This is a genomic window from Rossellomorea orangium (assembly GCF_019334305.1).
Classification (GTDB): Bacteria; Bacillota; Bacilli; order Bacillales; family Bacillaceae_B; genus Rossellomorea.
Window position 1 is genome coordinate 1 of sequence record NZ_JAHWGH010000021.1, and the last position, 22,939, is coordinate 22,939.

The 22,939-nt window shown below is 45.9% G+C and carries 26 protein-coding genes and 1 pseudogene; 13 read left to right on the forward strand and 14 right to left on the reverse strand.

From position 1 onward, the window contains the following. Nucleotides 1–490: 490 nt before the first annotated feature. Nucleotides 491–1,363 carry an agmatinase gene (gene speB / locus KYJ26_RS20430; RefSeq protein ID WP_034765069.1) on the reverse strand — a complete coding sequence of 291 codons (873 nt, stop codon included), beginning with the start codon at nucleotides 1,361–1,363 and terminating at the stop codon, nucleotides 491–493. A gap of 102 nt (nucleotides 1,364–1,465) precedes the next feature. Next, nucleotides 1,466–2,296 carry a spermidine synthase gene (speE, locus tag KYJ26_RS20435; protein WP_219169534.1) on the reverse strand — a complete coding sequence of 277 codons (831 nt, stop codon included), beginning with the start codon at nucleotides 2,294–2,296 and terminating at the stop codon, nucleotides 1,466–1,468. Nucleotides 2,297–2,706: 410 nt separating this feature from the next. Between speE and KYJ26_RS20440 the strand changes: the two are divergent. Continuing rightward, nucleotides 2,707–4,767 (forward strand): annotated as a pseudogene (locus KYJ26_RS20440) (transglycosylase domain-containing protein). 685 nt (nucleotides 4,768–5,452) lie between these two features. Here KYJ26_RS20440 and KYJ26_RS20445 read toward each other — a convergent pair. Further along, the gene (locus KYJ26_RS20445; protein WP_219169536.1) at nucleotides 5,453–5,956 is read right to left on the reverse strand and encodes a YwhD family protein; all 504 of its coding nucleotides are present in this window, start codon (nucleotides 5,954–5,956) and stop codon (nucleotides 5,453–5,455) included. 14 nt (nucleotides 5,957–5,970) lie between these two features. Next, the gene (locus tag KYJ26_RS20450) at nucleotides 5,971–6,576 is read right to left on the reverse strand and encodes a site-2 protease family protein (protein WP_219169620.1); all 606 of its coding nucleotides are present in this window, start codon (nucleotides 6,574–6,576) and stop codon (nucleotides 5,971–5,973) included. Nucleotides 6,577–6,833: 257 nt separating this feature from the next. Between KYJ26_RS20450 and KYJ26_RS20455 the strand changes: the two genes are divergently transcribed. Together KYJ26_RS20455 and KYJ26_RS20460 are read left to right on the forward strand one after the other, a co-directional pair. Continuing rightward, nucleotides 6,834–7,019, forward strand: coding sequence for a 2-hydroxymuconate tautomerase (locus tag KYJ26_RS20455; RefSeq protein WP_219169537.1), 186 nt, complete (start codon nucleotides 6,834–6,836; stop codon nucleotides 7,017–7,019). A gap of 134 nt (nucleotides 7,020–7,153) precedes the next feature. Continuing rightward, nucleotides 7,154–7,342, forward strand: coding sequence for a Vpu (locus tag KYJ26_RS20460; RefSeq protein WP_219169538.1), 189 nt, complete (start codon nucleotides 7,154–7,156; stop codon nucleotides 7,340–7,342). Between the two features lie 58 nt (nucleotides 7,343–7,400). Here the strand turns inward: KYJ26_RS20460 and KYJ26_RS20465 are convergent, their stop codons facing one another. The 3 genes from KYJ26_RS20465 to KYJ26_RS20475 form a co-directional block, all read right to left on the reverse strand. Further along, nucleotides 7,401–7,910: a YwgA family protein gene (locus KYJ26_RS20465; RefSeq protein WP_219169540.1), complete on the reverse strand. Its 510-nt coding sequence runs from the start codon at nucleotides 7,908–7,910 to the stop codon at nucleotides 7,401–7,403. 61 nt (nucleotides 7,911–7,971) lie between these two features. Next, nucleotides 7,972–9,273, reverse strand: a complete 1,302-nt coding sequence (locus KYJ26_RS20470) for an HD domain-containing protein (protein ID WP_219169542.1) — start codon at nucleotides 9,271–9,273, stop codon at nucleotides 7,972–7,974. 267 nt (nucleotides 9,274–9,540) lie between these two features. After that, entirely contained in the window at nucleotides 9,541–9,765 is a 225-nt protein-coding gene (locus KYJ26_RS20475) for a YuzB family protein (protein WP_034765044.1), read from the reverse strand. A gap of 245 nt (nucleotides 9,766–10,010) precedes the next feature. Here KYJ26_RS20475 and KYJ26_RS20480 point away from each other — a divergent pair, with 245 nt between their 5' ends. Next, on the forward strand, nucleotides 10,011–10,829 hold the full coding sequence (locus tag KYJ26_RS20480) for an RsfA family transcriptional regulator (protein ID WP_307514163.1): 819 nt from the start codon (nucleotides 10,011–10,013) through the stop codon (nucleotides 10,827–10,829). Between the two features lie 346 nt (nucleotides 10,830–11,175). Here the strand turns inward: KYJ26_RS20480 and lipL are convergent, their stop codons facing one another. Further along, a complete protein-coding gene (gene lipL, locus KYJ26_RS20485; RefSeq protein WP_219169544.1) occupies nucleotides 11,176–12,018 on the reverse strand; it encodes an octanoyl-[GcvH]:protein N-octanoyltransferase in 843 nt (280 codons plus the stop codon). 232 nt (nucleotides 12,019–12,250) lie between these two features. Then, nucleotides 12,251–13,222, reverse strand: a complete 972-nt coding sequence (gene pta / locus KYJ26_RS20490; protein WP_219169546.1) for a phosphate acetyltransferase — start codon at nucleotides 13,220–13,222, stop codon at nucleotides 12,251–12,253. 300 nt (nucleotides 13,223–13,522) lie between these two features. On the opposite strand from pta, the gene hemQ reads away from it, so the two are divergent. From hemQ to gerQ, 3 genes are all read left to right on the forward strand, one after another. Beyond that, the gene (gene hemQ, locus KYJ26_RS20495) at nucleotides 13,523–14,269 is read left to right on the forward strand and encodes a hydrogen peroxide-dependent heme synthase (protein WP_219169548.1); all 747 of its coding nucleotides are present in this window, start codon (nucleotides 13,523–13,525) and stop codon (nucleotides 14,267–14,269) included. Between the two features lie 318 nt (nucleotides 14,270–14,587). Next, a complete protein-coding gene (locus tag KYJ26_RS20500; RefSeq protein WP_219169550.1) occupies nucleotides 14,588–15,010 on the forward strand; it encodes a cell wall hydrolase in 423 nt (140 codons plus the stop codon). A 51-nt stretch (nucleotides 15,011–15,061) separates the two neighbouring features. Further along, the gene (gene gerQ / locus KYJ26_RS20505; protein ID WP_219169624.1) at nucleotides 15,062–15,508 is read left to right on the forward strand and encodes a spore coat protein GerQ; all 447 of its coding nucleotides are present in this window, start codon (nucleotides 15,062–15,064) and stop codon (nucleotides 15,506–15,508) included. Between the two features lie 48 nt (nucleotides 15,509–15,556). On the opposite strand, the gene KYJ26_RS20510 is transcribed toward gerQ, so the two are convergent. The 5 genes from KYJ26_RS20510 to KYJ26_RS20530 all read right to left on the reverse strand — a co-directional run bounded on the left by KYJ26_RS20510 (nucleotide 15,557) and on the right by KYJ26_RS20530 (nucleotide 17,968). Continuing rightward, the gene (locus KYJ26_RS20510; protein WP_219169552.1) at nucleotides 15,557–15,928 is read right to left on the reverse strand and encodes a DUF423 domain-containing protein; all 372 of its coding nucleotides are present in this window, start codon (nucleotides 15,926–15,928) and stop codon (nucleotides 15,557–15,559) included. A gap of 20 nt (nucleotides 15,929–15,948) precedes the next feature. Next, nucleotides 15,949–16,236 carry a YwdI family protein gene (locus tag KYJ26_RS20515; RefSeq protein ID WP_219169554.1) on the reverse strand — a complete coding sequence of 96 codons (288 nt, stop codon included), beginning with the start codon at nucleotides 16,234–16,236 and terminating at the stop codon, nucleotides 15,949–15,951. Between the two features lie 80 nt (nucleotides 16,237–16,316). Then, nucleotides 16,317–16,493 (reverse strand): uracil-DNA glycosylase, encoded by a 177-nt coding sequence (locus KYJ26_RS20520; RefSeq protein ID WP_219169556.1) that lies wholly within the window; start codon nucleotides 16,491–16,493, stop codon nucleotides 16,317–16,319. A 38-nt stretch (nucleotides 16,494–16,531) separates the two neighbouring features. Then, a complete protein-coding gene (locus KYJ26_RS20525) occupies nucleotides 16,532–17,203 on the reverse strand; it encodes a uracil-DNA glycosylase (RefSeq protein WP_219169558.1) in 672 nt (223 codons plus the stop codon). 15 nt (nucleotides 17,204–17,218) lie between these two features. After that, nucleotides 17,219–17,968: a DUF4230 domain-containing protein gene (locus tag KYJ26_RS20530; protein ID WP_219169560.1), complete on the reverse strand. Its 750-nt coding sequence runs from the start codon at nucleotides 17,966–17,968 to the stop codon at nucleotides 17,219–17,221. A 151-nt stretch (nucleotides 17,969–18,119) separates the two neighbouring features. Between KYJ26_RS20530 and KYJ26_RS20535 the strand changes: the two genes are divergently transcribed. From KYJ26_RS20535 to KYJ26_RS20560, 6 genes are all read left to right on the forward strand, one after another. Further along, on the forward strand, nucleotides 18,120–18,470 hold the full coding sequence (locus KYJ26_RS20535; protein WP_219169562.1) for a YflT domain-containing protein: 351 nt from the start codon (nucleotides 18,120–18,122) through the stop codon (nucleotides 18,468–18,470). 508 nt (nucleotides 18,471–18,978) lie between these two features. Next, entirely contained in the window at nucleotides 18,979–19,788 is an 810-nt protein-coding gene (pdxK, locus tag KYJ26_RS20540) for a pyridoxine/pyridoxal/pyridoxamine kinase (RefSeq protein WP_219169565.1), read from the forward strand. Between the two features lie 170 nt (nucleotides 19,789–19,958). Then, on the forward strand, nucleotides 19,959–20,306 hold the full coding sequence (locus tag KYJ26_RS20545; RefSeq protein ID WP_219169567.1) for a YojF family protein: 348 nt from the start codon (nucleotides 19,959–19,961) through the stop codon (nucleotides 20,304–20,306). Nucleotides 20,307–20,343: 37 nt separating this feature from the next. Next, nucleotides 20,344–21,027, forward strand: a complete 684-nt coding sequence (bshB2, locus tag KYJ26_RS20550) for a bacillithiol biosynthesis deacetylase BshB2 (RefSeq protein WP_219169569.1) — start codon at nucleotides 20,344–20,346, stop codon at nucleotides 21,025–21,027. A 169-nt stretch (nucleotides 21,028–21,196) separates the two neighbouring features. Then, nucleotides 21,197–21,925 carry an ABC transporter ATP-binding protein gene (locus KYJ26_RS20555; RefSeq protein ID WP_219169572.1) on the forward strand — a complete coding sequence of 243 codons (729 nt, stop codon included), beginning with the start codon at nucleotides 21,197–21,199 and terminating at the stop codon, nucleotides 21,923–21,925. After that, nucleotides 21,915–22,931, forward strand: a complete 1,017-nt coding sequence (locus KYJ26_RS20560; RefSeq protein ID WP_219169574.1) for an ABC transporter permease — start codon at nucleotides 21,915–21,917, stop codon at nucleotides 22,929–22,931. Before KYJ26_RS20555 ends, KYJ26_RS20560 begins: the two co-directional genes overlap by 11 nt. Nucleotides 22,932–22,939: the final 8 nt, after the last annotated feature.

Sequence of the window (22,939 nt, forward strand, 5' to 3'; positions counted from 1 at the left end):
AACCGCTTCCGGGGTCTCGGCACGCCCGTTTTCCGTAGGAGTCTACGCAGTTCCCTTCACCCTCTAAAGTAGTAAGTAATTGACAGAGCAAAATGGTGTGTGACCATCCGTTTAAAAAGAGTAAAGGACTATTAAATAAAATCAGACACTGCAACGAATGAAAAAGCAGTGGCATACGCAATCTCCACACTTTGTAACAGTCAAACTTTTCGTCAGTTGATTGGAGCGGAAGGTGCTCGACTCCTGCGGGAAACGCTGGACAGGTGAGACCCCGCAGGCGTAGCCGAGGAGGCTCACCGCCAGCCCCGCGGAAAGCGAGCACCTGTAGCGGAAATCAACCGCCACTCGCTACTTCAAAAGCAACAATGTATACAAAAACAGCTTTTGTAAAAGAGGTCCGTCCCTCTAATTGGTTTATATGTTTAAAACTTTAAACATATAGTATAAAAGAAAAGCCCCTTCTGTCAAATAGAAAGGGCTATCAGCTGTTTTATTTTACCCAACCAAGAAGCATCTCACGGATCAGCTTACTGGCCGTATTCGCTGTCTGCTCGGATGGATCATAAATTGGCGCTACTTCTACAAGGTCTGCACCAACGACATTGACGTCAGAGTGAGCGATCGCATGGATCGATGCCAATAATTCCTTCGAAGTGATTCCGCCGCAGTCCACGGTTCCTGTGCCAGGAGCGTGGGCAGGGTCCAATACGTCGATGTCGATCGTTACATAGACAGGACGTCCTGCAAGCTGAGGAAGGATTTCCTTCAACGGCTCAAGCACTTCAAATTTAGAGATGTGCATGCCGTTTTCCTTTGCCCATTGGAATTCTTCCTTCATCCCTGAACGGATTCCGAATGAATAGACGTTCTTCGGTCCGATATGCTCAGCGATCTTGCGGATCGGAGTTGAGTGGGATAATGGCTCCCCTTCATACTCTTCACGAAGATCCGTGTGAGCGTCCATATGGATAATCGCAAGGTCCGGGTATTTCTTCGCGATGGCTTTCATGACCGGCCATGAAACAAGGTGCTCGCCACCCATTCCGAATGGGATTTTCCCGTCGCCAAGAAGGCCGTCGATATAGTCTTCTATCATATCGATGCTTCGCTGCGGGTTACCAAAAGGAAGCGGAATGTCACCTGCGTCATAATATTTCACTTCTTCAAGCTCACGGTCTAAGTACGCACTGTACTCTTCCAATCCGATCGACACCTCGCGGATACGGGCAGGACCGAAACGGGAACCCGGACGGTAACTCACCGTCCAATCCATCGGCATCCCATAAAGGACTACCTGGCTATCCTCATAAGAAGGATGACTCTTAATAAACACATTACCTGAATAAGCCTCATCAAAACGCATATTCTTCAACCTCTCTATTTAGAGGGACGGACCTTGGTTCAGGCCCGTCCCTCCTTGATATTATAGGATTTCACCTTGAAATTTGAGGTCCGTCCCTCAAACTTATTTTGTCAGGTCTTTAACGAATTTCGGCAGGGCGAAGGCTGCGTTGTGCAGTTCCGGTGTGTAGTATTTGGTTTCGATGTCGTGGAAACGCTCTGCAGGTACTTCGATTGGGTCGTGCTTTTTGGAGCCGATGGTGAATGCCCATAGGCCGCTTGGGTATGTCGGGATATTCGCTGTGTACAGGCGTGTGATTGGGAAGATTTCCTTCACGTCGCTTTGTACCTGGCGGATAAGATCTGCCTTGAACCATGGGTTATCACATTGAGCGACGAAGATTCCGTCTTCTTTCAATGCTTTCGAGATTCCTGCGTAGAAACCTTTTGTGAATAGGTTCACTGCTGGTCCGACTGGCTCAGTGGAATCCACCATGATTACGTCATATTCGTTTTCACTTTTCGCGATATGCATGAAGCCATCGTCCACTTGTACGTCCACGCGCTCGTTTTCAAGTTCTCCCGCAATCTCCGGAAGATATTTCTTCGAATACTCGATCACTTTTCCATCGATTTCAACAAGAACCGCTTTTTTCACGCTCGGGTGCTTTAACACTTCACGGATGACGCCGCCGTCTCCGCCACCTACAACCAATACTGTCTCTGGGTTCGGGTGCGTGAATAATGGAACATGTGCGACCATTTCATGATAAACGAACTCATCCTTCTGGCTCGTCATGACCATCCCGTCAAGGAACAGCATATTGCCCCACTCTTCTGTTTCAGCCATTTCTAGATATTGAAAATCCGTTTGCTCTGTATGTAAAGTCTTCTTGATTTTCATTGTGATTCCGAAGTTTTCTGTTTGTTTCTCTGTGTACCAAAGTCCACTCATTGTTTCAACTTCCCTTCTTGTTTTTCAATTTTTATCGATTTTCTCGCTGCTGCCGTACCAAGCTGAAAAAAATCGTATACCACTAGTTTGAGTTTTCACACGTTCACCTAGAGGACAAAGTTAAGCGAAAGCCTGACATAACGGGCTTTACTCCTATTTATAAAAACATCCGCAAAGGACGTCATTTTTATCCTTCCCTATCATGATAAATACAAACATGAGAAAAAGTATAGTGGAATCTAGCAAAATTTCAAGTGAAATTTTTTCTAAACCTTTGAGGTTTAAAATCTCGTAAATCTTTTCATACTAATACTACACGTTAATCAGTATAAACCAATGCACTGATATAAAAAAATCCAAGGTCCGTCCCTCAAGAAATGCGGGCCTTTGCAGGGAAAGCAGGGAGAGGTATGGAACTGATGGCTCGAATGGAGAAGACAAAAAAATATGCGAGATTTGCAGTGGTGGGGGCCCTCGCGGCTATGGTCCTCTTTATGCTCGGGATAATGGGGGTTTTGATCTACGCCAAGGTCCAGGGTCCCCCGCCTCTCGCCGTCCCTCAATCTACTTTGATCTACAGTGAGGACGGTTCTGTCATAGGAGAATCAAATACAGGGGAGAAGCGCTATTGGGTCGGGCTGAAGGAAATTTCTCCGGCCCTCATAGAAGCGACCATTTCAATCGAAGACAAAAGCTTCTACGAGCATTACGGATTTGATATAAAACGGATGGCAGGGGCGGCACTCGCCGACGTCAAAGCCATGTCGAAGGTACAGGGAGCTAGTACCATTTCACAGCAATACGCTCGCAATCTATTTCTTTCCCACGATAAGACGTGGAAACGTAAGATCTCAGAAGCCCTCTATACAATAAGGATCGAGATGAACTACTCCAAGAAGGACATTCTAGAAGGCTATTTAAATACCATCTATTACGGACACGGTGCATATGGGGTCCAGGCAGCCAGTCAGTACTATTTCGGAAAGGACGCCAATCAATTATCCGTATCCGAAGCGGCCATGCTTGCCGGGATACCGAAAGCACCATCTTACTATTCACCCGTTACTCATATGGACAATGCCAAGAAGCGTCAGGAGCTTATCCTTCAGTCCATGACCGAGGACGGGTTCATATCTAAGGAGCAGCAAGCCGTTTCCAAAGCAGCCCAGATCCGCATCACAGGCGAACATGCCCATGAAAAGGTAGAAACCGCCCCCTATTTTCAAGATGTGGTGAAAAGTATCTTGCGTTCGGACTTGGGAATTGAAGAACGTACCATCGAGATGGGCGGCTTGAAAGTCTATACGACACTCAACCCCAATCATCAAAAGGTTGCTGAAAAAGTCGTGAAGGAACAGATTTCCGAAGAATCCGATATCCAGCTTGGATTCGTCTCCATGAATCCGAAAAATGGGTATGTGACGGCTCTCGTCGGGGGACGGAATTATTAAGAAAGTCCGTTCAACCGTGCCGTACAGGCCATCCGCCAGCCGGGATCGACCATCAAGCCGCTTCTCTACTATTCTGCCTTAAAGCAGGGGTTTACGCCTTCTACCACGATGAAGAGCGAATTGACGTCCTTCACGTTCGATAATGGAAAAAAGTATGCCCCTCATAATTACAACAATAAATATGCAAATGGTGATATCACCCTTGCCCAGGCAATCGCACTGTCTGATAACGTCTACGCTGTGAAGACCCACCTCTTCATCGGCCAGGACACCTTGCCCGAAACGGCAAAAGAAAAGTTCGGCTTAACGACCAGGGTGAAGAAATACCCTTCATCGGCTCTCGGGACATCCGGGGCAAGAGTCATCGATATGGTCAACGCCTACAGCATCTTTGCCAACGGCGGCTACAAAGTGAAGCCCGTCTTCATTACGAAAGTGGAAGACTGGTCCGGGAACGTCATTTACGAACATGAATCGAAAAAAGAGCAAGTACTCGATCCGGACCTCACCTATGTCATGACCCATATGCTGACAGGGATATTCGATCCGAAGCTCAATGATTACTCGACGGTGACAGGGATCCAAATCAGAAAAGACGCGACCCGTCCCTACGCAGGTAAATCCGGCACGACCAACACGGACAACTGGATGATCGGCTACTCCCCTCAACTGACCGCGGGAGTGTGGACCGGATACGACAGAGAAAAAGAAATCTCACTCGTCGACGATAAATACTATGCCAAGAAAATCTGGGTCCACTTCATGGAAGAAGCTTTAAAGGATGAACCGGTCAAAAACTTCAAACCGACGAAAGGCGTCGTCGGTGTAGCAGTGAATCCACATAACGGACTGCTCGCCACTGAAGATTGCCCGGTGCAGCGCTTCACCTACTTCGTGAAAGGAACCGAGCCGACGGAATACTGCCATGAACATTTAGGGGAAAAAGAAGCTCCGAAAGAAAAGGCACCGGAGAAAAAGAAGAAGTCTTGGTACGATAAAGTAAAGGATTGGATTTTTTAACAGAAAAGCGGAGGCGGCTTGGTCAGGCCCAACAAGCATAAGACAAGAACGTCGGAAAGGCGCTCTTTGCCTTTTTGGCGTTCTTGACTTATGACCTCGAGGGACTAGCCGCCGGAGCTGGACATTTCGAAAAGCGGAGGCGGCTTGGTCAGGCCCGACAAGCATAAGGCAAGAACGTCGGAAAGGCGCTCTTTGCCTTTTTGGCGTTATTGACTTATGACCTCGAGGGACTAGCCGCCGGAGCTGGACATTTCGAAAAGCGGAGGCGGCTTGGTCAGGCCCGACAAGCATAAGACAAGAACGTCGGAAAGGCGCTCTTTGCCTTTTTGGCGTTCTTGTCTTATGACCTCGAGGGACTAGCCGCCGGAGCTGGACATCTCCAAAAGCGGAGGTAGTCTTTCTAGAAAAATGAGTGTTCACCATTTGGCACAAGTTTCCCGTGAACTGACACAAGTCAAACCGAAACCGGCTCAACGAAATCCCATTTTACCGAACCAACCCCTAATCACACACTATATAGCTATAAAACCAAAACGAAAAACCCCGGGTTTGTGCGAACCCGGGGTCTTTCATGTCCTAGTTTATGTGCAAACTGTGATTTAAGTGTACTTTTTTTCTTCCATAAGGGCAAGATGTGAACGACATATTCAAATAAATGTCACAGTTTGTTCACAAAAGGATGATTTTATATTTTTAACGCTTCCTTAAGCTCATCCTTTGAGCGTTCCCACATGCCTGCATCATGCTTCGTTAAAAAGTCCTTGAGAATGCCTTTGGATTTGTCGTCCAGATGGTCAAGGACGATCTTCCGTTTGATGGACTTATCCATATTATTCACGTGCTCCGGCATGGACTTGTAGCCTCTGCGCTTTTCGCGGTTCACGACGAGCTCACAAGCTGTCACTCCTGCATAGTACGGGCCGTCTTCCATCCGGTCGATGGTCACCCAGATCAGCCAGTACGGCTTACCGCCTGCGGAGTCCTCGCGGTTATTGGTGAATTTGATTCCTTTTTCGATCGGGCTTCTTGCGTGCATGGCACCGATCTCGATCGTTGCTTCCCCTTCTTCTACATCAATCATGACAGGGGAAACATTATCAAGGCTCAATGAACCTACCCCGTAGCCACCGTGGCCGTCTGTCGGATCACTTTTGATGATGTTGAAACCAATGTTCTTTTTCTTTTCCATGAAACTTCACTCCTTTAGCTAAAGATTGAAAAGATCGTCGTGAATATCGCACTGAATGCCTGGTTGGTCGCAGTCATACCACCTTGTAATAACGGCCAGATCGTAAATTCGTCCAGCGGCGTGATCACAATGATCAAAAAGAGCAGAACGCCGTATTGCTCATACTGGGACAGTTTTGCCCTGACATGATTCGGGGACAGATCCTCTATGATCCGGTACCCATCCAGTGGAGGGAACGGCAGTAAATTAAAGACGAATAATAATACATTTAAGTAAACGATCATCTGCAAGAGATCAATGATGAACGGTGGAACACCGACACCACCCGTCACCCCTACAAAAAAGTAAAAGATCCCGAAGGCAATGAACGCGAGCAGGAAGTTACTCAGTGGACCTGCAACGGATACGAGCACTCCTGCCAGGCGCGGGTTTTTGAAACGGGATCTCATGACCGGAACCGGTCGTGCCCAACCAAAGCCTGCGATTAATATTAAAAGGGTCCCAAACGGGTCCAGATGTTGAATCGGATTTAATGTCAGTCTTCCTTGATCCTTCGCTGTCGTATCCCCGAATTTGTATGCCACAAAAGCGTGGGCGAATTCATGAACCGTAAAGGCCATGACGAGGGCGATCACGACGAACGGGAGCTCCTCCAATCGGAAGACGGAAATCGACTCAAAAAGTGAGCTAATGGTATCCAAAGTATGTATACTCCTTTAAAAAATGATTTACTTCCTTATTCCATAGTATACAGAAAAATTCCTGCATTCATGACATTATCATATCAAACTTGCTCTCTCATCCCCTACCCATTACATTTAAAGAGTACGAGCCTACCACAGATTGTACCAAATCCCAAAGCAAGGAGCGAATCATAATGCCTTATATCACCGTCAAAATGCTCGAAGGCCGTTCAGAAGAACAAAAACGGGCCCTCGTCGAAAAAGTGACAACAGCCGTAAGCGAAACAACGGGAGCACCTGAAGAGAAAATCGTCGTGTTCATCGAAGAAATGACAAAAGGTCACTATGCCGTCGGCGGGAAGAGACTGAGCGATCAATAATTCATCTAAGTCTACCTGCTCTCAAGGCAGGCTTTCTCTTTATCCCTCCAAATGGATCTATTCAGAAAAAATGGGCAACATTCTCATCTGAAGAATACGATATACCATACACATATGGAAAGGATTTGAGTGATATGGACTTCAATATCGGCGATGTCGTCTTCCAACTGTTCATGATGGCTCTCCTTTTAGCCATTGTCGTGTTCTTTTTTATGGTGGCAAAAGGATGGCGGAATAGGCGGATCCAGCAGCAGAAACAAGATAAGCAAATTGAAGAAAAGCTTGATCGGATCATTGAAAAAATGGATCAGACACCTAAATAGTGTGAAAAGGGGATCGCCTCAAAACGGGCGACCCCCTTATCTCATATAAGAACGTTCTCTACTGAACGATTTTTTTCGTTTTTAGTCCTTCGATGTAGGCGAAGGCTTCGTCGATTTCTTCTTCTGTGTATTTCTGCTTGCTCTTGAGTGTGAATACTTTCTCCACGACTTCTTCTTTTGGAAGGTTGTCAAAATATAAGACGGTTGAAACCAATTCAAGGAAGCGTGCTGATTGTATGTTCATATCCGTGAGGCAATCCTTTAAGTGGGGCATTTCCTTCTCATAAATCTGCAGGAAGTCTTCCCCTTCTTTCGTGACCGTGTAGCGGTATTGGTAATATCCGCCCTTTTTCTCCTTTACTTCCGAAATGAACCCCATATTACAGAGTTCCTCCACCCGAAGCGTCAATTCTTCCGAATACGGGCCATAAAAATGAAATTGAAATTTTTCCTGAAACGGGAATTCAAGCTTCTTGGCGATAAATATCATCTTCTGAAGCTTCTTCCTTCCCACCACTTCGCCAGAGGCTAAGAAGGCACTCATCAGTTTTGCATGGTCTTTCAACAATGTACTTCATCTCCTACTCCTAGTATCGCATATGTCAGATCCTCATTGGCTGTAGTGTCATTTATGTCAGTTCTAGAATCATCCTTATTTGTCTCTTAATATTCTTCTTCGTCGATTCGTCATATAGTAAATCCACTGGATAGTATAATTTGTGGTCGGTCCGGCGCTTTCCGGAGATGGAATCCACGATGTCCGACTGCCTGGACAATTCGCGAAGCTCCTCACTCTTCATTAACAAATGAATCGGGAGCCGTTCCTCTTCCTCGCCCGGCCTGTAGAAATCGTAAGGAAGGTCTGAAGATGAGTCCACCACCAGGTAGTAATCGGGATCAATCCCCGCCTTTTTAAAGAGGGCTTCAAGCTCACTATGCTTCTTGTACTCCTTCGCAGGATCGAACTCGACGTACTTGAAGAGATTCCTGTTCATGAACCTCTCGCACAAGTCCCGTAATATCGGATCTTCTTCTTCCTGCCAAATTTGAAAATAATACATGATGACCGCTTCATCCAGCTTTAAATAGTCCTGAAGCGACACTTCACCCTCAAATAGGGAGTAGAAATGGATCGGGCTTTGCTTGAAGGAGTAAAACTCTTCATGAAGCTCCTTCGCCCTATGTAGAATCTTCGTCAGGATCACTTCTGCACTTCTCGTCACCGGATGGAAATACACCTGCCAGTACATCTGATAACGGCTCATGATGTAATCTTCCACGGCGTGCATCCCGCTTTGCTTGATGACAACCTGATCTTCACGCGGCCTCATGACTCGAAGGATCCTCTCCATGTCGAAATGACCGTAACTTACCCCTGTAAAATAGGCATCACGTTGCAAATAATCCATGCGGTCGGCGTCGATTTGGCTTGATATCAGACTGACGACCAACTTGTTACTGTACGTCTTCGCAATCACTTCCGCCACATGCTTCGGAAATTCCGGAGCGACCTTGCTTAGAACCGCATTCACCTCGGTATCTCCCAGGATGATGGCTTGTGTGAAGTGCTCATGATCGAGGTGGAACACCTTTTCAAAGGAATGGGAAAAAGGCCCGTGCCCGAGATCGTGCAATAACGCCGCGCATAACGACAATAACCGTTCATCCTGATTCCACTCCGGCCTTCCTGCGAAGACATCGTCCACGATCCGGCGGATGATCTCATATACGCCAAGAGAATGGTTGAAACGGCTGTGCTCAGCCCCGTGAAAGGTCAGATAGGTGGTCCCGAGCTGCCTGATCCGGCGGAGTCGCTGAAACTCTTTCGTCCCGATCAAATCCCAAATCACGCGATCTTTTACATGAACATAGCGGTGAACAGGGTCTTTAAATACTTTTTCTTCATGTAATTTCTGCTTGGCATACTCCATCTTCTACCCTCTTCCTAAACTAGCATATTTCTATTATAGCGACTTACGTCCTGGTCTTCATCTCGAATTTTGTCGAAAAAAATAGGTATTTTTCTTCTGAATGATCAGTCCCAAGCGTTCCGATTTCTTCAAAAAAAGTTGGACGCTTGACAAAAAACCTCTCTTCAATTAATTCTCTACCCCTTAACTAGTTTCCTTTTCCTTAAGGGCGCAAACCTTTATTTTTTTCAAAAGAAAAGAAAAAACTCCCTCAGGTGGAAGTTTTCTTTATTTCTTTATTTTCTTGATTACTTTTTCCATGAGCTCTTCTTCTGTCAACGCCGCTACAGGACGATTATTCACAAATGCGAATGTTTTCTTGCGCCCTGGACCACAATAGGATTGGCACGCAATGTCGATCGGTGCATCCGGGTCGATTTCTTTTAATTTTGGAATCAAGGTCTTTAAGTTAACGGCCTGACAATCATCGCAAACACGAAATTCGTTTGCCATCTGTCCACAACCCTTTCTATCTATTGAAATGGATTTTATTCATCGTAAACATCGATTTATAGAATACAGTTTTCTGTCATGTATTGCAAGAACACATCATTTCCAGCTCCTCAAAAGCCCACCGATACAACGAAACTAGCAGACAGAAAATAATTTTAGCATATTCGTATAAAAACGGTGAAAATGGTCCATCCTTTTATCAACGAATACTTTAAGAAAACTTTGGGAGTTGAGATGAAATGATGATGAAAACAAGACAGGATGCCTGGACAGAAGAAAATGATCTATTATTGGCCGAAACGGTCCTGCGACATGTCCGTGAAGGCAGTACACAATTAAATGCCTTTGAAGAAGTCGGAGACAAGCTGAACCGCACGTCCGCCGCATGTGGATTCCGCTGGAACGCCGTCGTTCGCCACCAGTACGAGAAAGCTCTTCAACTAGCAAAAAAACAGCGTAAGCAGCGCCATCGCATTCTCGGCAAAGATCAAGGCGGCAAGAAAAAGCTATTATATCAGCCACCTACCCCTTCATTTGAAGATTTAGATGCTATGTCTCTATCAATGTCTGAAGCTGAAGAAGAACTGGAATTCGCCGCCGAGTACGAAAACTACGTACCGGAAACGGAACAACTGGGGAAAGAAACCGAACAACCGCAGCAGAACTATGAGGTGGAAGCAAGTGAGGAACAAGTCTATGTGGCCCAACAGGCTCCTGCAGCTAACCATGTGGTGAAGCCATCGGGATTAAAAGGGGAAGTCACACTCGAGAAAGTGATCGCCTTCCTGCAGAATCTGGCCCAAACCAACATGAACTCAGACTACGTAAAGATTGAAAATCAACGATTGAGGCAGGAAATTTCCGATATCCGGAAGGAAAACGCCGAGCTCGAGAAGAAAGTCAAAGCCCTTGAAAACAATTCCGTCACGATGCAGGAAGACTACGAAACATTGATGCAGATTATGAATCGTGCCAGAAAGCTCGTCGTGTTCGATGAAGACGAGTCAAAGGCACCCCGTTTTAAAATGGATCGTAACGGTAATTTAGAAAAAGTGGCTGAATAGATGGATTCCCAACCAGTGCGCCTATGGGCGTGCTGGTTTTTTATTGGGATTAACCAAGAATCTCTTTCTACAAAACTTAAAGTTTGTTCATTTTGGTTAAAAACTGTTATCTAAACCTGGTTTGTGCTGATATAGAGTGGGTATTGGGTTCAAGGAGGGGCGTGTATCCTCTCGATTGCGTCATTTTTTATTTTATTGCGTCAAAATCCGGGGTGATTGCGTCATTTCTGAATTTATTGCGTCAAAATCAACCATAATTGCGTCATTATCTTCTTTTTTGCGTATTTTACCAATTTTACCCAATAAAAAACCAGACCCGATCCACACCGAAGTCCAGCTCTCCCATTTATCCCAACACCTTCTCATTCCGATCCACGACCCGCTGATAATACGTTTCGTACATCCCATACTCTTCCCCTTGAAGGGCGCTGCTATAAAACTCACCGCTGAACCCTTTCAACGACTTCAGGAATCGTAGCATAACATCTTGTATCGATAATTCGACTCCCAGGAGCTCCGATAAAGAGGCCATCACTTCAGGCACAATGTCAGGGAACGTAAATTTCGTCGTCGCATCCTTCAATCCTATCTCATAAAAACGCTGAATCAGCTTCGCCCGTTCAGAGCCGCTTCCGTCCACGCAGAGGTATACCTGAACGGCTACCCCGTTCCGGATCCTCCGCTGGGAGATCCCGGCAAACTTCTGATCGTTGATGCTGAGGTCATAGCTTCCCGGACAGTACGACTGTGTAATTTCCTTCGCTTCGATCTCCACGTCGAAATCCTTGAACATATCCTGAACGAGTAACCACATGGCATCGTAGCCCCGGTTAATGTCTATGCCCTTTTCTGAATCCGGGAACACCAATGATAGGTTCAAAACCCCTTCATCCAATACCACTGCTAATCCACCGGAGTTTCGCACAATATATTGATAGCCTGCTTCTTCCAACACCTCCAGGGCATCCGAAAGAAACGGCAGCTTTGTATCCTGTATACCCAACACGACCGTTTGATGATGGACCCACGAGCGTGCCGTCGGGTCTGACTGGCCTGCTCCGATCACCGTGCATAATGTGTCATCCATGGCGAACGACTGCAATGCGCCGAACATCGGTCCTAAACTTGATTGATCAATCACTCTCCATCGATCTTGACGAAGCAGTGCATATGCTTTTTCTTTATCCATAACGCTTCTCCTTCACTGACAACATGCGAGCTCATTATACCATATGAATGGAGTTTGCTAAAAAAGGGGGGGCAATCCAGGGTTCGTTTTGGTTTGCCTGTTAAAAAGGGCATTCATTTTGACAGCTGAATGTCCATCATTCTTTACCTGTCAAAATTAAAAATAACTTTAACAGTCAAACAAAAAAGCCGGACCTCCAAAAGGATCCGGCTTTCCATTACATGCTATTTACTTACAGCGCCTGAGCCGCCGTAATCAACGCAAGCTTATAAACATCTTCTTCGTTACATCCGCGAGAAAGATCGTTCACAGGAGCGTTTAATCCTTGAAGGATCGGGCCTACTGCTTCGAAATTCCCTAGGCGTTGAGCGATTTTGTATCCGATGTTTCCAGCTTCAAGGCTTGGGAATACGAATACGTTGGCATTACCTTGGATGTCGGCACCAGGTGCTTTTTTCTCTGCAACCGATGGAACGAACGCAGCGTCGAATTGGAATTCTCCGTCGACCGTCAGTTCCGGTGCTTTTTCTTTTGCGACAGAAACGGCTTCAACGACTTTTTCCGTTTCTGGTGATTTGGCTGAACCTTTTGTAGAGAAGCTCAACATCGCAACGCGTGGGTCGATGTCGAACATTTCGGCCGTCTTTGCACTTTCGATCGCGATTTCGGCTAAGTCCTGGCTGTCAGGTGAGATGTTGATGGCACAGTCAGCAAATACATATTTCTCGTCTTCGCGTACCATGATGAATACACCTGATGTTTTACGGACGCCTTCTTTTGTTTTAATGATTTGTAACGCCGGGCGAACGGTATCAGCTGTTGAATGAGCTGCTCCGCTTACAAGACCGTGAGCCTGTCCCGTGTAGACAAGCATCGTCCCGAAGTAGTTTCCGTCCAGGAGGATTTTCTTTGCGTCTTCTTCAGACGCTTTTCCTTTACGGCGTTCTACGAATGCTTTCACAAGCTCGTCCATTCCAGGGAATGATGCCGGATCGACAACGTCACATCCGTCAAGCTTCACACCAAGCTGATCCGCTTTTGTATTTACTTCATCCACGTTTCCTACTACGATCGGTGTCAAGATGCCGTCGCTTGCCAAACGGGATGCTGCTGTCAGAATACGTTCGTCTGTCCCCTCAGGGAATACGATCTTTAACTCTTTGCCTTTTACTTTATCTGTTAATGTGGTAAATAAGTTGCTCAATAGAGGAACCTCCTTGATTTATACATATCCAATCTTAGAATACTCTTCTCATATAGGAATTCAAGGAAAAGGAGAAATGATATCGGTTACACACGAAAAGTCTTTGTTTTCTAACAATTCCTTTTCTCTTTTACCCGTTCCTTCATCATCCTAAGCATGCTACCTAGGATAGTCTGTTCCAGAATTCCCCGGTCTATCCACGATTTGTGCCATTTTAGCGACATTGGGTTTTGTAATCTTACTCTAAGGTCAAACTATGATATAGTAAAGTTGGAAATAGTACTTTAAGGAGTGATTACGTTGGCAGAACCGGCACAAACATTAGATGGTTGGTATTCCCTGCATGATTTTCGCGCGATGGACTGGACTTCATGGAAGATGCTTCCGAGTGAAGAAAGAGACTCTGCGATTGCAGAATTCCACGGATTTTTAGATCGATTGAACAGTACGCAGGATGCAAAGGAAGGAAGTCATGCCCTCTACACGATCGTCGGGCAGAAAGCGGACTTCATGACAATGATCCTTCGTCCGACAATGGAAGAATTAAATGAGTTGGAAAATGAATTCAACAAGCTGAAAATCGCTGAATTCACGATCCCGACATTCTCATATGTTTCTGTTGTGGAACTGGGTAACTACATGCCTTCAGAGGGCGACCCTTACGAGAATCCGTACGTACAGGAACGCATCTATCCGATCCTGCCGAAAGCGAACCATATCTGCTTCTATCCGATGGACAAGCGTCGCCAGGGTAATGATAACTGGTATATGCTTCCGATGGAAGAGCGTCGTGACATGATGAGAAGTCACGGGATGATCGGTCGCCAATATGCAGGAAAAGTGAAACAGATCATTACAGGTTCTGTTGGCTTTGATGATTACGAATGGGGCGTCACCCTGTTCGCCGATGATGTGCTTCAATTCAAAAAGCTCGTATACGAAATGCGTTTTGATGAAGTAAGCGCCCGCTACGGTGAATTCGGTACCTTCTACGTAGGAAACCTGTTAAAAGAAGAAAACATTGCGAAATTCCTTCATGTGAACTAACCATACGAAAAACGACAAGTCCCTTTGGCTTGTCGTTTTTTTATTAGATAGGAGCTGGTTGATTTCCGCTCCATGTGCTCGCTTTCCGCGGGGCTGGCGGTGAGCGAAAAGAGGAAAGGTCGAGACCCCGCAGGGCAACGCCCGAGGAGGCTCGACTTCCTCCCCGCGCGAATCTTGGGCCTGGAGCGGAAAGGAACGGTCCATTTTCAAAACAAACACTCCTCCCTCCTTCATTCCAAAAACACAAGAATATATTATTCCCCCCCTACATAAACATCAAATAGTGAGACATAGCATCTTCTAAAGTGAGGTGGGAAGATGGGTGTTATTCCTTATAACGAGAAGGAAGTAAAGCTCCTGGCTCGACTGATGAGGGCTGAAGCCGAGGGTGAGGGACAGCAAGGAATGCTGATGGTCGGGAACGTCGGGGTGAATCGCGTTCGGTCCGATTGCCTTGACTTCAAGAAGTTGGCGAATCTTCAGGATATGGTATTTCAAAGTCCAGGTGGATTCGAAGCAACCCAGAAAGGATACTTTTATCAACGGGCGCGGCAAAAGGAAATCGATTTGGCGCGGAAGACCATCAAGGGCAGCAGGTACCACCCTGCTTCGTATTCCCTTTGGTTCTTTAAGCCTGCGGGCAATTGCCCGGCCGAGTGGTATAACCAGTCCAATGCGGGACGATTCAAATCCCACTGTTTCTATCAACCCACTAAAGGTGATTGTCCGAAAGTATATTAATTTCATTCAAAGGAGGTATTCGGTTTGGCGAACCAACAATCAAACCCTTATATGCAAGGGTATAATCAATCTGCCTATAATCCTTATGGTCAGTATTACGGTGGTGGTCAAGGTCAAGGACAGTATTATCCCCAACAGCAAGGTGGTGGCGGGAATTATTCGATCCCTTCACCGACAAATGCTCCGGCACCTTCTCAAAATGTCCCGGGGATGCTTCCGATAGAAGAATCGTACATTGAAAATATTCTTCGGTTGAACAAAGGAAAGGTAGCGACGGTGTACACGACATTCGAGAACAACAAGGAATGGAATGCCAAGGTATTCAAGGGGATCATTGAAGCCGCTGGACGGGATCATCTGATCCTGAGCGATCCACAAACCGGGACACGGTACCTCATTCCGATGATTTACTTAGATTACATTACATTCGATGAAGAAATTGAATATGAGTACCCATATGGTGCAGGTGGTTCGATGCAAGGTTACTCCCAACGTTAAAAAAATACCCTGTGAGGAAGCTGACTTCCTTACAGGGTATTTTCATGTTTATAATGTTTTTGCCGCAAATATGACGAGAAGGATCCAGGCAGCGAGGAAGCTTACTCCACCCAGGGGTGTAATCGCCCCGAGCACCTTAATGCCGGAAAGACTCAGTACGTATAGACTTCCTGAGAAGAGAATCGTACCGATCAGCATCAGCCATCCTGACCAGGAAAGCATGGATGTAGGTGTTACATTTCCCATCAACACCCCGACGATGATGATCCCGATCGCATGGAACATTTGATAGAGAACGCCTGTATTCCATGTATCAATGTATTTTTGTGAGATCTTCCCTTCCAATGCGTGAGCACCGAACGCTCCCAGTGCAACGGATAAAAAGGCATTGATGGCACCGATAATGATAAATGTTTTCATGGTGAACCTCCTACGTTTGTTTAAAAGTCAAATAATGAATTGCCATTGGCTCCGTCATCCGTTTCAAGAGGCTCTTCCTTTTGGATGGTGACGGGTTTCTGAACCTGCTGGGGTTCCTGGAAGTAGGTTTGCTGGGGCCCTGAATAGGTCGGTTGGACAGATGGCCCATTGTTTTCCTCAAGCAATACTTCGCACAGGGCTTTTATTGAATACACATGTTCACGGATCTGCTGGGACTTTTCTGCAGCCTTCGCCTTTCCGAGTTCATGTTCGATTTTCTTGATTAATGTTTGATGTGGGATATTCACTCTTGTTGACTCCTTCCACAAGGTATCTCATACAGTATGTACGTCTTTATCCTAATTCTTATTGAAGGATTTCGCAAATATCATCTTTGTTTTGCCTTGAATTTCATACAGGGACTTCCCGAAGATTGAAATACCAACATTGAAGGCATTGCTTTCGTTTTGAACCCGTACCCTTTGCACCCTCTGGGATGAGCCTGTTCCCACGTCGTATAGAAATAGTGACATTGAAAGCAGTTGATCCGTTCTTCTTTTTTCATGCGGCATCCTCCCCCCGAGTGTTTCACGTGAAACATTTCTATTCTATGCACCAGTCGATCTCGTCCATTCCAGCTTCATGGAGGAACGCATTACTTTTCGAAAAAGGTCTGCTTCCGAAGAATCCCCGGTGGGCCGATAAAGGACTCGGGTGTGGTGCAGACACAACACAATGCCTGGATGAATCGATGAGGGACTGCTTCGATTGGGCAGGCTTCCCCCAAAGTATAAACACCATCGGCTTCTCCCGCTCATTCAATACAGAAATGACGTAGTCGGTGAAGCGTTCCCACCCCTTCCCTTTGTGGGAGTGAGCCTTTCCATCCTGCACGGTCAGCACTGTATTCAATAACAGGACGCCCTGTTCCGCCCATTTCACCAATGAACCATGAGACGGAACCGCACATCCAAGGTCCTCTTGAAGCTCTTTGTACATATTTCGCAATGAAGGAGGGATCTTCACCCCTTTTTTCACTGAAAAGCTCAGTCCCTCTGCCTGATGTGGGCCATGATAGGGATCCTGGCCAAGCAGGACAACCTTGACATCCTCATACGCCGTGTAGTGAAACGCGTTGAAAATGTCATGCATATCAGGGTATATGGTGTTTGCTTCATATTCCCCTTTCAACCATTCTCTTAAATGCTGATAGTATTCCTTTTGAAGTTCATCTTCCAATATATGTGCCCAATCATTTTGAAAAATTGCCGACACTAAGAGACACCCTTTCTAGTTACGGAAATCAATCGTCACGTCGTATCCGATTTGTTCAAAGAAACCCTTCAACGACTTTTCTGCGTTCTTCTCCGCTGCCTGAAGAATGCCCTGTTCGATCGCTTCCTGACTGATTTGATCCTTAGCGACTTCTGCAAGGGCGAACCCTTCATTCCAATCCACATCGTTCCTGAAGATGCCTTCAACCGAAAACGTCTTTATGTTGTCCGTATCGATCGACGGCTCTTGAAGGATCTCTGCGTGGGGCAGGGTGAGTGTGATTTTTTTCTTCTCATCATCCACTACTATATCCTTCTCATCAATCCCTTGTAAATCGACCCCCGCAAGGACCGTTCCGGGAACAACCATCAGAAGCTTCCGTTTCGTTCCGGGCAGATCCGCATTGATTTCTTTACCGAATAATTGATTATCCTCCTGCTCGATCACGGCCTTCACGAACCCTTGGGCCGTAGCCAATGAGCTCATATCCTGGATCCGTTCGACAAAGGAACCTTTTTCTTCTGTGAAAGTCGAACCGGATAACCACGAATATATCCCGATAAATGTTCCTCCCGCCAATAGTGCGACTACCAGAAGGATCAGTCCCACTCTCTTTTTCCACATTGTCACAATGTTTCTTGTCACATTCCACCGTCTACTGCTTCTATTGTCAATCGCCAATGAGGCACTTGTTTCTCTTTCGGTTGCTTTTAAATCTGCCAAAATCGCTTCCATTTCCTGTATTCTTTTGTATTGACTTGTCATTTCTTCCACCTTCCTCTCTTCTATTATAGGAAATAATGTAGAATCTTGGAAACAATTATTCTGCTGGAAAGAGTTTCTATTTTATGGAAAGTTTCAAAATGGAATAAACGGGAAAAGAAAGGGCAAGACAAAAAACTGGAGGGTATTGAACATGTATAAAGTCCAGACAGCTGAAAACGCGGTAGAAGCAAAAAAAGAAATCGAAACGTTCACAAGCGAAGGCTACACGAAAGATGACATTTACGTATTCGCACATGACAAACACCGCTCTAAACACATTACCGAAGCAACCGGGACAGAATCCACTGGAATAAAGGAACAGGGTATCCTTGAATCCATGGGAAATATGTTTAACAGCCGCGGAGATGAACTGCGCTCGAAAATGAAGTCTGTCGGCATGAATCAGGCAGAAGCCGATGCCTATGAAGAAGAACTGGATAAAGGAAAGCTTGTCATCGTCGCTTCCAAGGAAGCAACGGATAATAATGCCAAGCCTTTCTAAGTTTTTCAAGTCCTTTTGAAGTGAATTTTTTAAAACATCATTGGTATAAGAAAGTAAAACTCGCCGTAGTAAATTTGGCGAGTTTCTTTATTGAGGAACCAGCGAAGTAAAATAAGCGGAGTTTTTCCTGTTATGTCGAGAATGGAACTTGTTTTGAGGTACATAAGCGGAGGTTTTCCGCTTATGTACAGGAAAATCACTAATTTTTGTATTTTTTTAGTCAATAGACGGAATCCTTCCGCTTATTTCAGCATTTTTTACTATTCATGGCGAATTAAGCGGAGTTTTTCCGTCTATTTAATCAGCTCTGGGACATAGCCTGATCTCTCAAACGGATAAGTGCGGCCACCATGCTTGATGCGGTGATCAGCAGCTATAAATGCCCAGCCGCAATCGCAATGCTGTTTACTTCCCGTCATACAAACTCAAAAGGATTTGTAATTACCCCGTCGATATTATATTCTTTAGTCAGACTTTTACGAGCTATTTTCATAGGAGGAATGCAACCATGACATTAAAGAAAACACTAACGATTGCCGGTTCCGATACGAGCGGAGGCGCAGGGATCCAGGCCGATCTTAAAACATTCCAGGAGCACGGTGTATACGGAATGACTGCCCTCACGACCGTGGTGACCATGGACCCAAACAACCACTGGCATCACAACGTTCATCCATTGTCCATCGATACACTTGAAGCACAACTGGAAACGGTCCTGTCTGTCGGGATCGATGCCATGAAGACTGGGATGCTCGGCACTGTTGAAATCATCGAGCTGGCAGCGAAAAAGATCGATGCATTCGGGTTAAATAAAGTGGTCATCGACCCCGTCATGGTATGTAAAGGTGAGGATGAAGTCCTACACCCTGAAACCACTGACGCCATGAGGGAACATCTCTTGCAGCGTGCGACTGTCGTAACCCCCAACCTGTTTGAAGCCGGTCAGCTTGCCCAAACAGGTCCGATCAAAACAATTGAAGAGATGAAGGAAGCAGCCAGGAAGATTCACGATCTTGGCGCGAAAAACGTCGTCATCAAGGGCGGAAAGCAATTACAACACGACAAAGCTCTTGATTTATTTTATGACGGAAATGAATTCACCCTCCTGGAAGAAGAAAAAGTAGAAACGTCCTATAATCACGGGGCAGGGTGTACATTCGCCGCAGCGATCACCGCCAACCTTGCCAACGGACAAGAAGTGAAAGAAGCGGTACAAAACGCCAAAACATTCGTCACAGCCGCCATTAAACACGGCTTCAAACTGAACGAATACGTAGGACCCGTCATGCACGGAGCCTACAACCGATTCGAAAAATAATCCCCCGGCCAGGTAGTGCCAGGCACGAATGAATCCTTTCGTGTCTGGCACCTTTTTTTTGGAGGGACGGACCTCTCCTACTCAATCATACTTTTCGCATTCACTCATGAATTTTAGTAAGATAGTACATAATGGTTATGAGTCTTTTCTGTACTTAAGGAGGAAAAAGAATGGAACCGATCAAGATTGCCGATGTGCAGGGAATCATCACCCAGCTTGCACGTCAGGACGTTTATATACATTTAGAAACCACCAACGGGGCCTATGCATCCCACTTCAATGAGGGCTTCTTCTCGGCGGGGGCATATATCCGCAACGCGAAAGTCAACTATGAGCACGGAAAAATCATCGGGGACGGACCTTACCGTGTCGGTTTGAAGATCGAACTCGGCTGGATTTATGCCGAAGGACTGACTCATTATGAACTTGATGAACACGGCCGCCTGCTCCTTGCCGGACATGGCGGGGACGGGAAGCTCGCCGTCGCCCTTGAAATCAGTCCGACACCTTTCAATTAAACTACTTGAACTTTATATATAAAAGGAGAGGTCAAAAATGGAAAAAGAAAGACAGGTACTTGTCATCTTTCCTCATCCGGATGATGAAGCATTCGGTGTATCAGGGACGATTTCCACGTACGTAAATAATGGAACGCCGGTCACCTATGCATGCCTCACATTAGGGGAAATGGGAAGAAACTTAGGGAATCCCCCCTTTGCGACCAGGGAGTCCCTCCCTTTAATCCGGAAAAAAGAGCTGCAAAAAGCTGCCGATGTGATGGGGATCCAGGATCTGCGCATGATGGGCTACCGGGATAAGACTCTTGAATTTGAAAATGATGAAAAGCTTTCGAATATGGTGACGGAGCTAATCGAAGAATTAAATCCGTCCCTTATCATCACATTCTACCCTGACTACTCTGTCCATCCGGATCACGAAGCTACCGCAAGAGCCGTCGTACGTGCGGTCCGTCGCCTCCCGAAGGCATCAAGACCGAAGCTGCACTGCCTGGCATTTTCGAAGAATTGTGAAGAAGAGCTGGGCAAGCCCGATGTCCTCGTCGATATCAGACCGGTGAAAGATCAGAAAATCGGCGCTATGAAGGCACATATCTCTCAAACAGCCTGGATGCTGAAAGACCTTGAAAAAGGCATCCAGCAGAATGATCCCGAAGCGCTAAGATGGGTGACCGTCGAACGATTCTGGAGCTATCAATGGGAAAATGACAACGTGAAATAATCTTTTGAATAGAGTTTGAGCCAATGGCTCAAGCTCTTTTTTTATTGTCCTCTTCTATAAATGAATTTGGAGAATATATTATAGTGAGTGATTACTCACTTTACAAAAGACCATACATAAATTATAGTATAATGAGTAATCACTCATTATTTAGAAAGGTGTGATTCATATGGATTCCATTCTCCAACTAAAGAATCTATCGAAATCATTCGGCTCTCAGGAAGTGCTCAAAAACGTTTCCCTCAACATCCCAAAAGGGAATATCTATGGTTTATTAGGTCCTTCCGGGTCTGGGAAAACGACGTTAATCAAGCTGATGATCGGACTTGAAACGCCGTCATCCGGCAGTGTCACCTATAAAGGAAACAAGCTGAAAGCGAGTGAGCTGTACCCGGCCATCGGATACATGGCTCAATCCGATGCCTTGTACGATGAATTGACGGCAAAAGAAAACTTATCTTTCATGGCTTCCCTCTACGGATTAAAAAAGGCCAAACGGAAAGAACAAATCGAAAAGGTGATGACGACAGTCGATCTGTTGGAACACCTCAATAAACCGGTCCATCAGTATTCGGGAGGGATGAAACGACGATTATCCCTTGCCATCGCCCTCCTCCACGAACCTGAAGTCCTGTTCCTCGATGAACCGACTGTCGGGATTGATCCTGTCTTACGGAAAGACATCTGGGATAGCTTCCATCGGCTGAAAGAGGAAGGCAGGACCCTGATCATTACGACCCACGTCATGGATGAGGCAGAAAGATGCGACCAACTCGGCCTGTTGCAACACGGGGAAATCATTTCAAGCGACACCCCTGATGCCATTAAAGAAACGTATGGCGTCTCTTCCATTGAAGATGTCTTTTTGAAAAATGGAGGTGTTTCCATTGAGAATTAGAGGATTCGTCGTCCGTATCCTTCAGCAGCTTCTCCGTGATAAACGGACGTTGGCACTGATGTTCCTGGCTCCGCTACTTATACTCAGCATGCTTTCCCTTGTGTTCAACTCTAAGGACTATGATGCCAAGGTAGCCATAGTGGACCTTCCACAGCAGCTGGAGGCAAAATTCGATACACAGGATTTCCAATCCTACACTGATCCCGAACAGGCATTGAAGGACGTAAAAAGTGGAGAGCTCGATGGCTATATCTCATTCGAAGACCCCACCTCACCGTCCATTACCATTGAAGGCAGTGACCCTACCGTCAATGGGGCCGTCATGAAAAAGATTCAGACATTGTTCCCTTCTGATTCACAGAACCTTTCTGATGAAGTAAAGTATGTGCACGGAAGTAAGGACATGGAGATGTTCGATTCATTCGGACCGGTACTACTTGGATTTTTTGTCTTTTTCTTCGTCTTTTTAATCAGCGGGGTATCTTTTTTAAGAGAAAGAACAACGGGAACATTGGAGAGACTGCTTGCTTCTCCGATTAAAATCTGGGAAATGGTCGTCAGTTACGTGATCGGGTTTGGAATCGTGACCCTCTTACAGGCATCCTTGATTTCATGGTACTCGATCTACGTTCTGGATATGATGATGAAAGGCAGCTTCTTTAACGTCTTGATCATCATCGTTTCCTTATCGTTCACCGCACTTACTCTTGGAATATTGCTGTCCGCTTTTGCTAAAAATGAATTACAGATGATGCAGTTCATTCCGATTGTCGTCGTTCCACAGATATTCTTCTCGGGACTATTCAATTTGGATACCATATCTGAGTGGCTGAGCTGGATCGGACCTTTCACCCCGCTCTATTATGCGGCCGACGCATTAAGGGATATCATGATACGGGGCTATGCATTCGAAGATTTACTCTTTAATTTATCAGTTCTGATCGGCTTTTCTCTACTCTTTATCGTCCTGAATGTTGCAGCCCTCCGAAAATACCGTAAAATATAGGGTAGGAA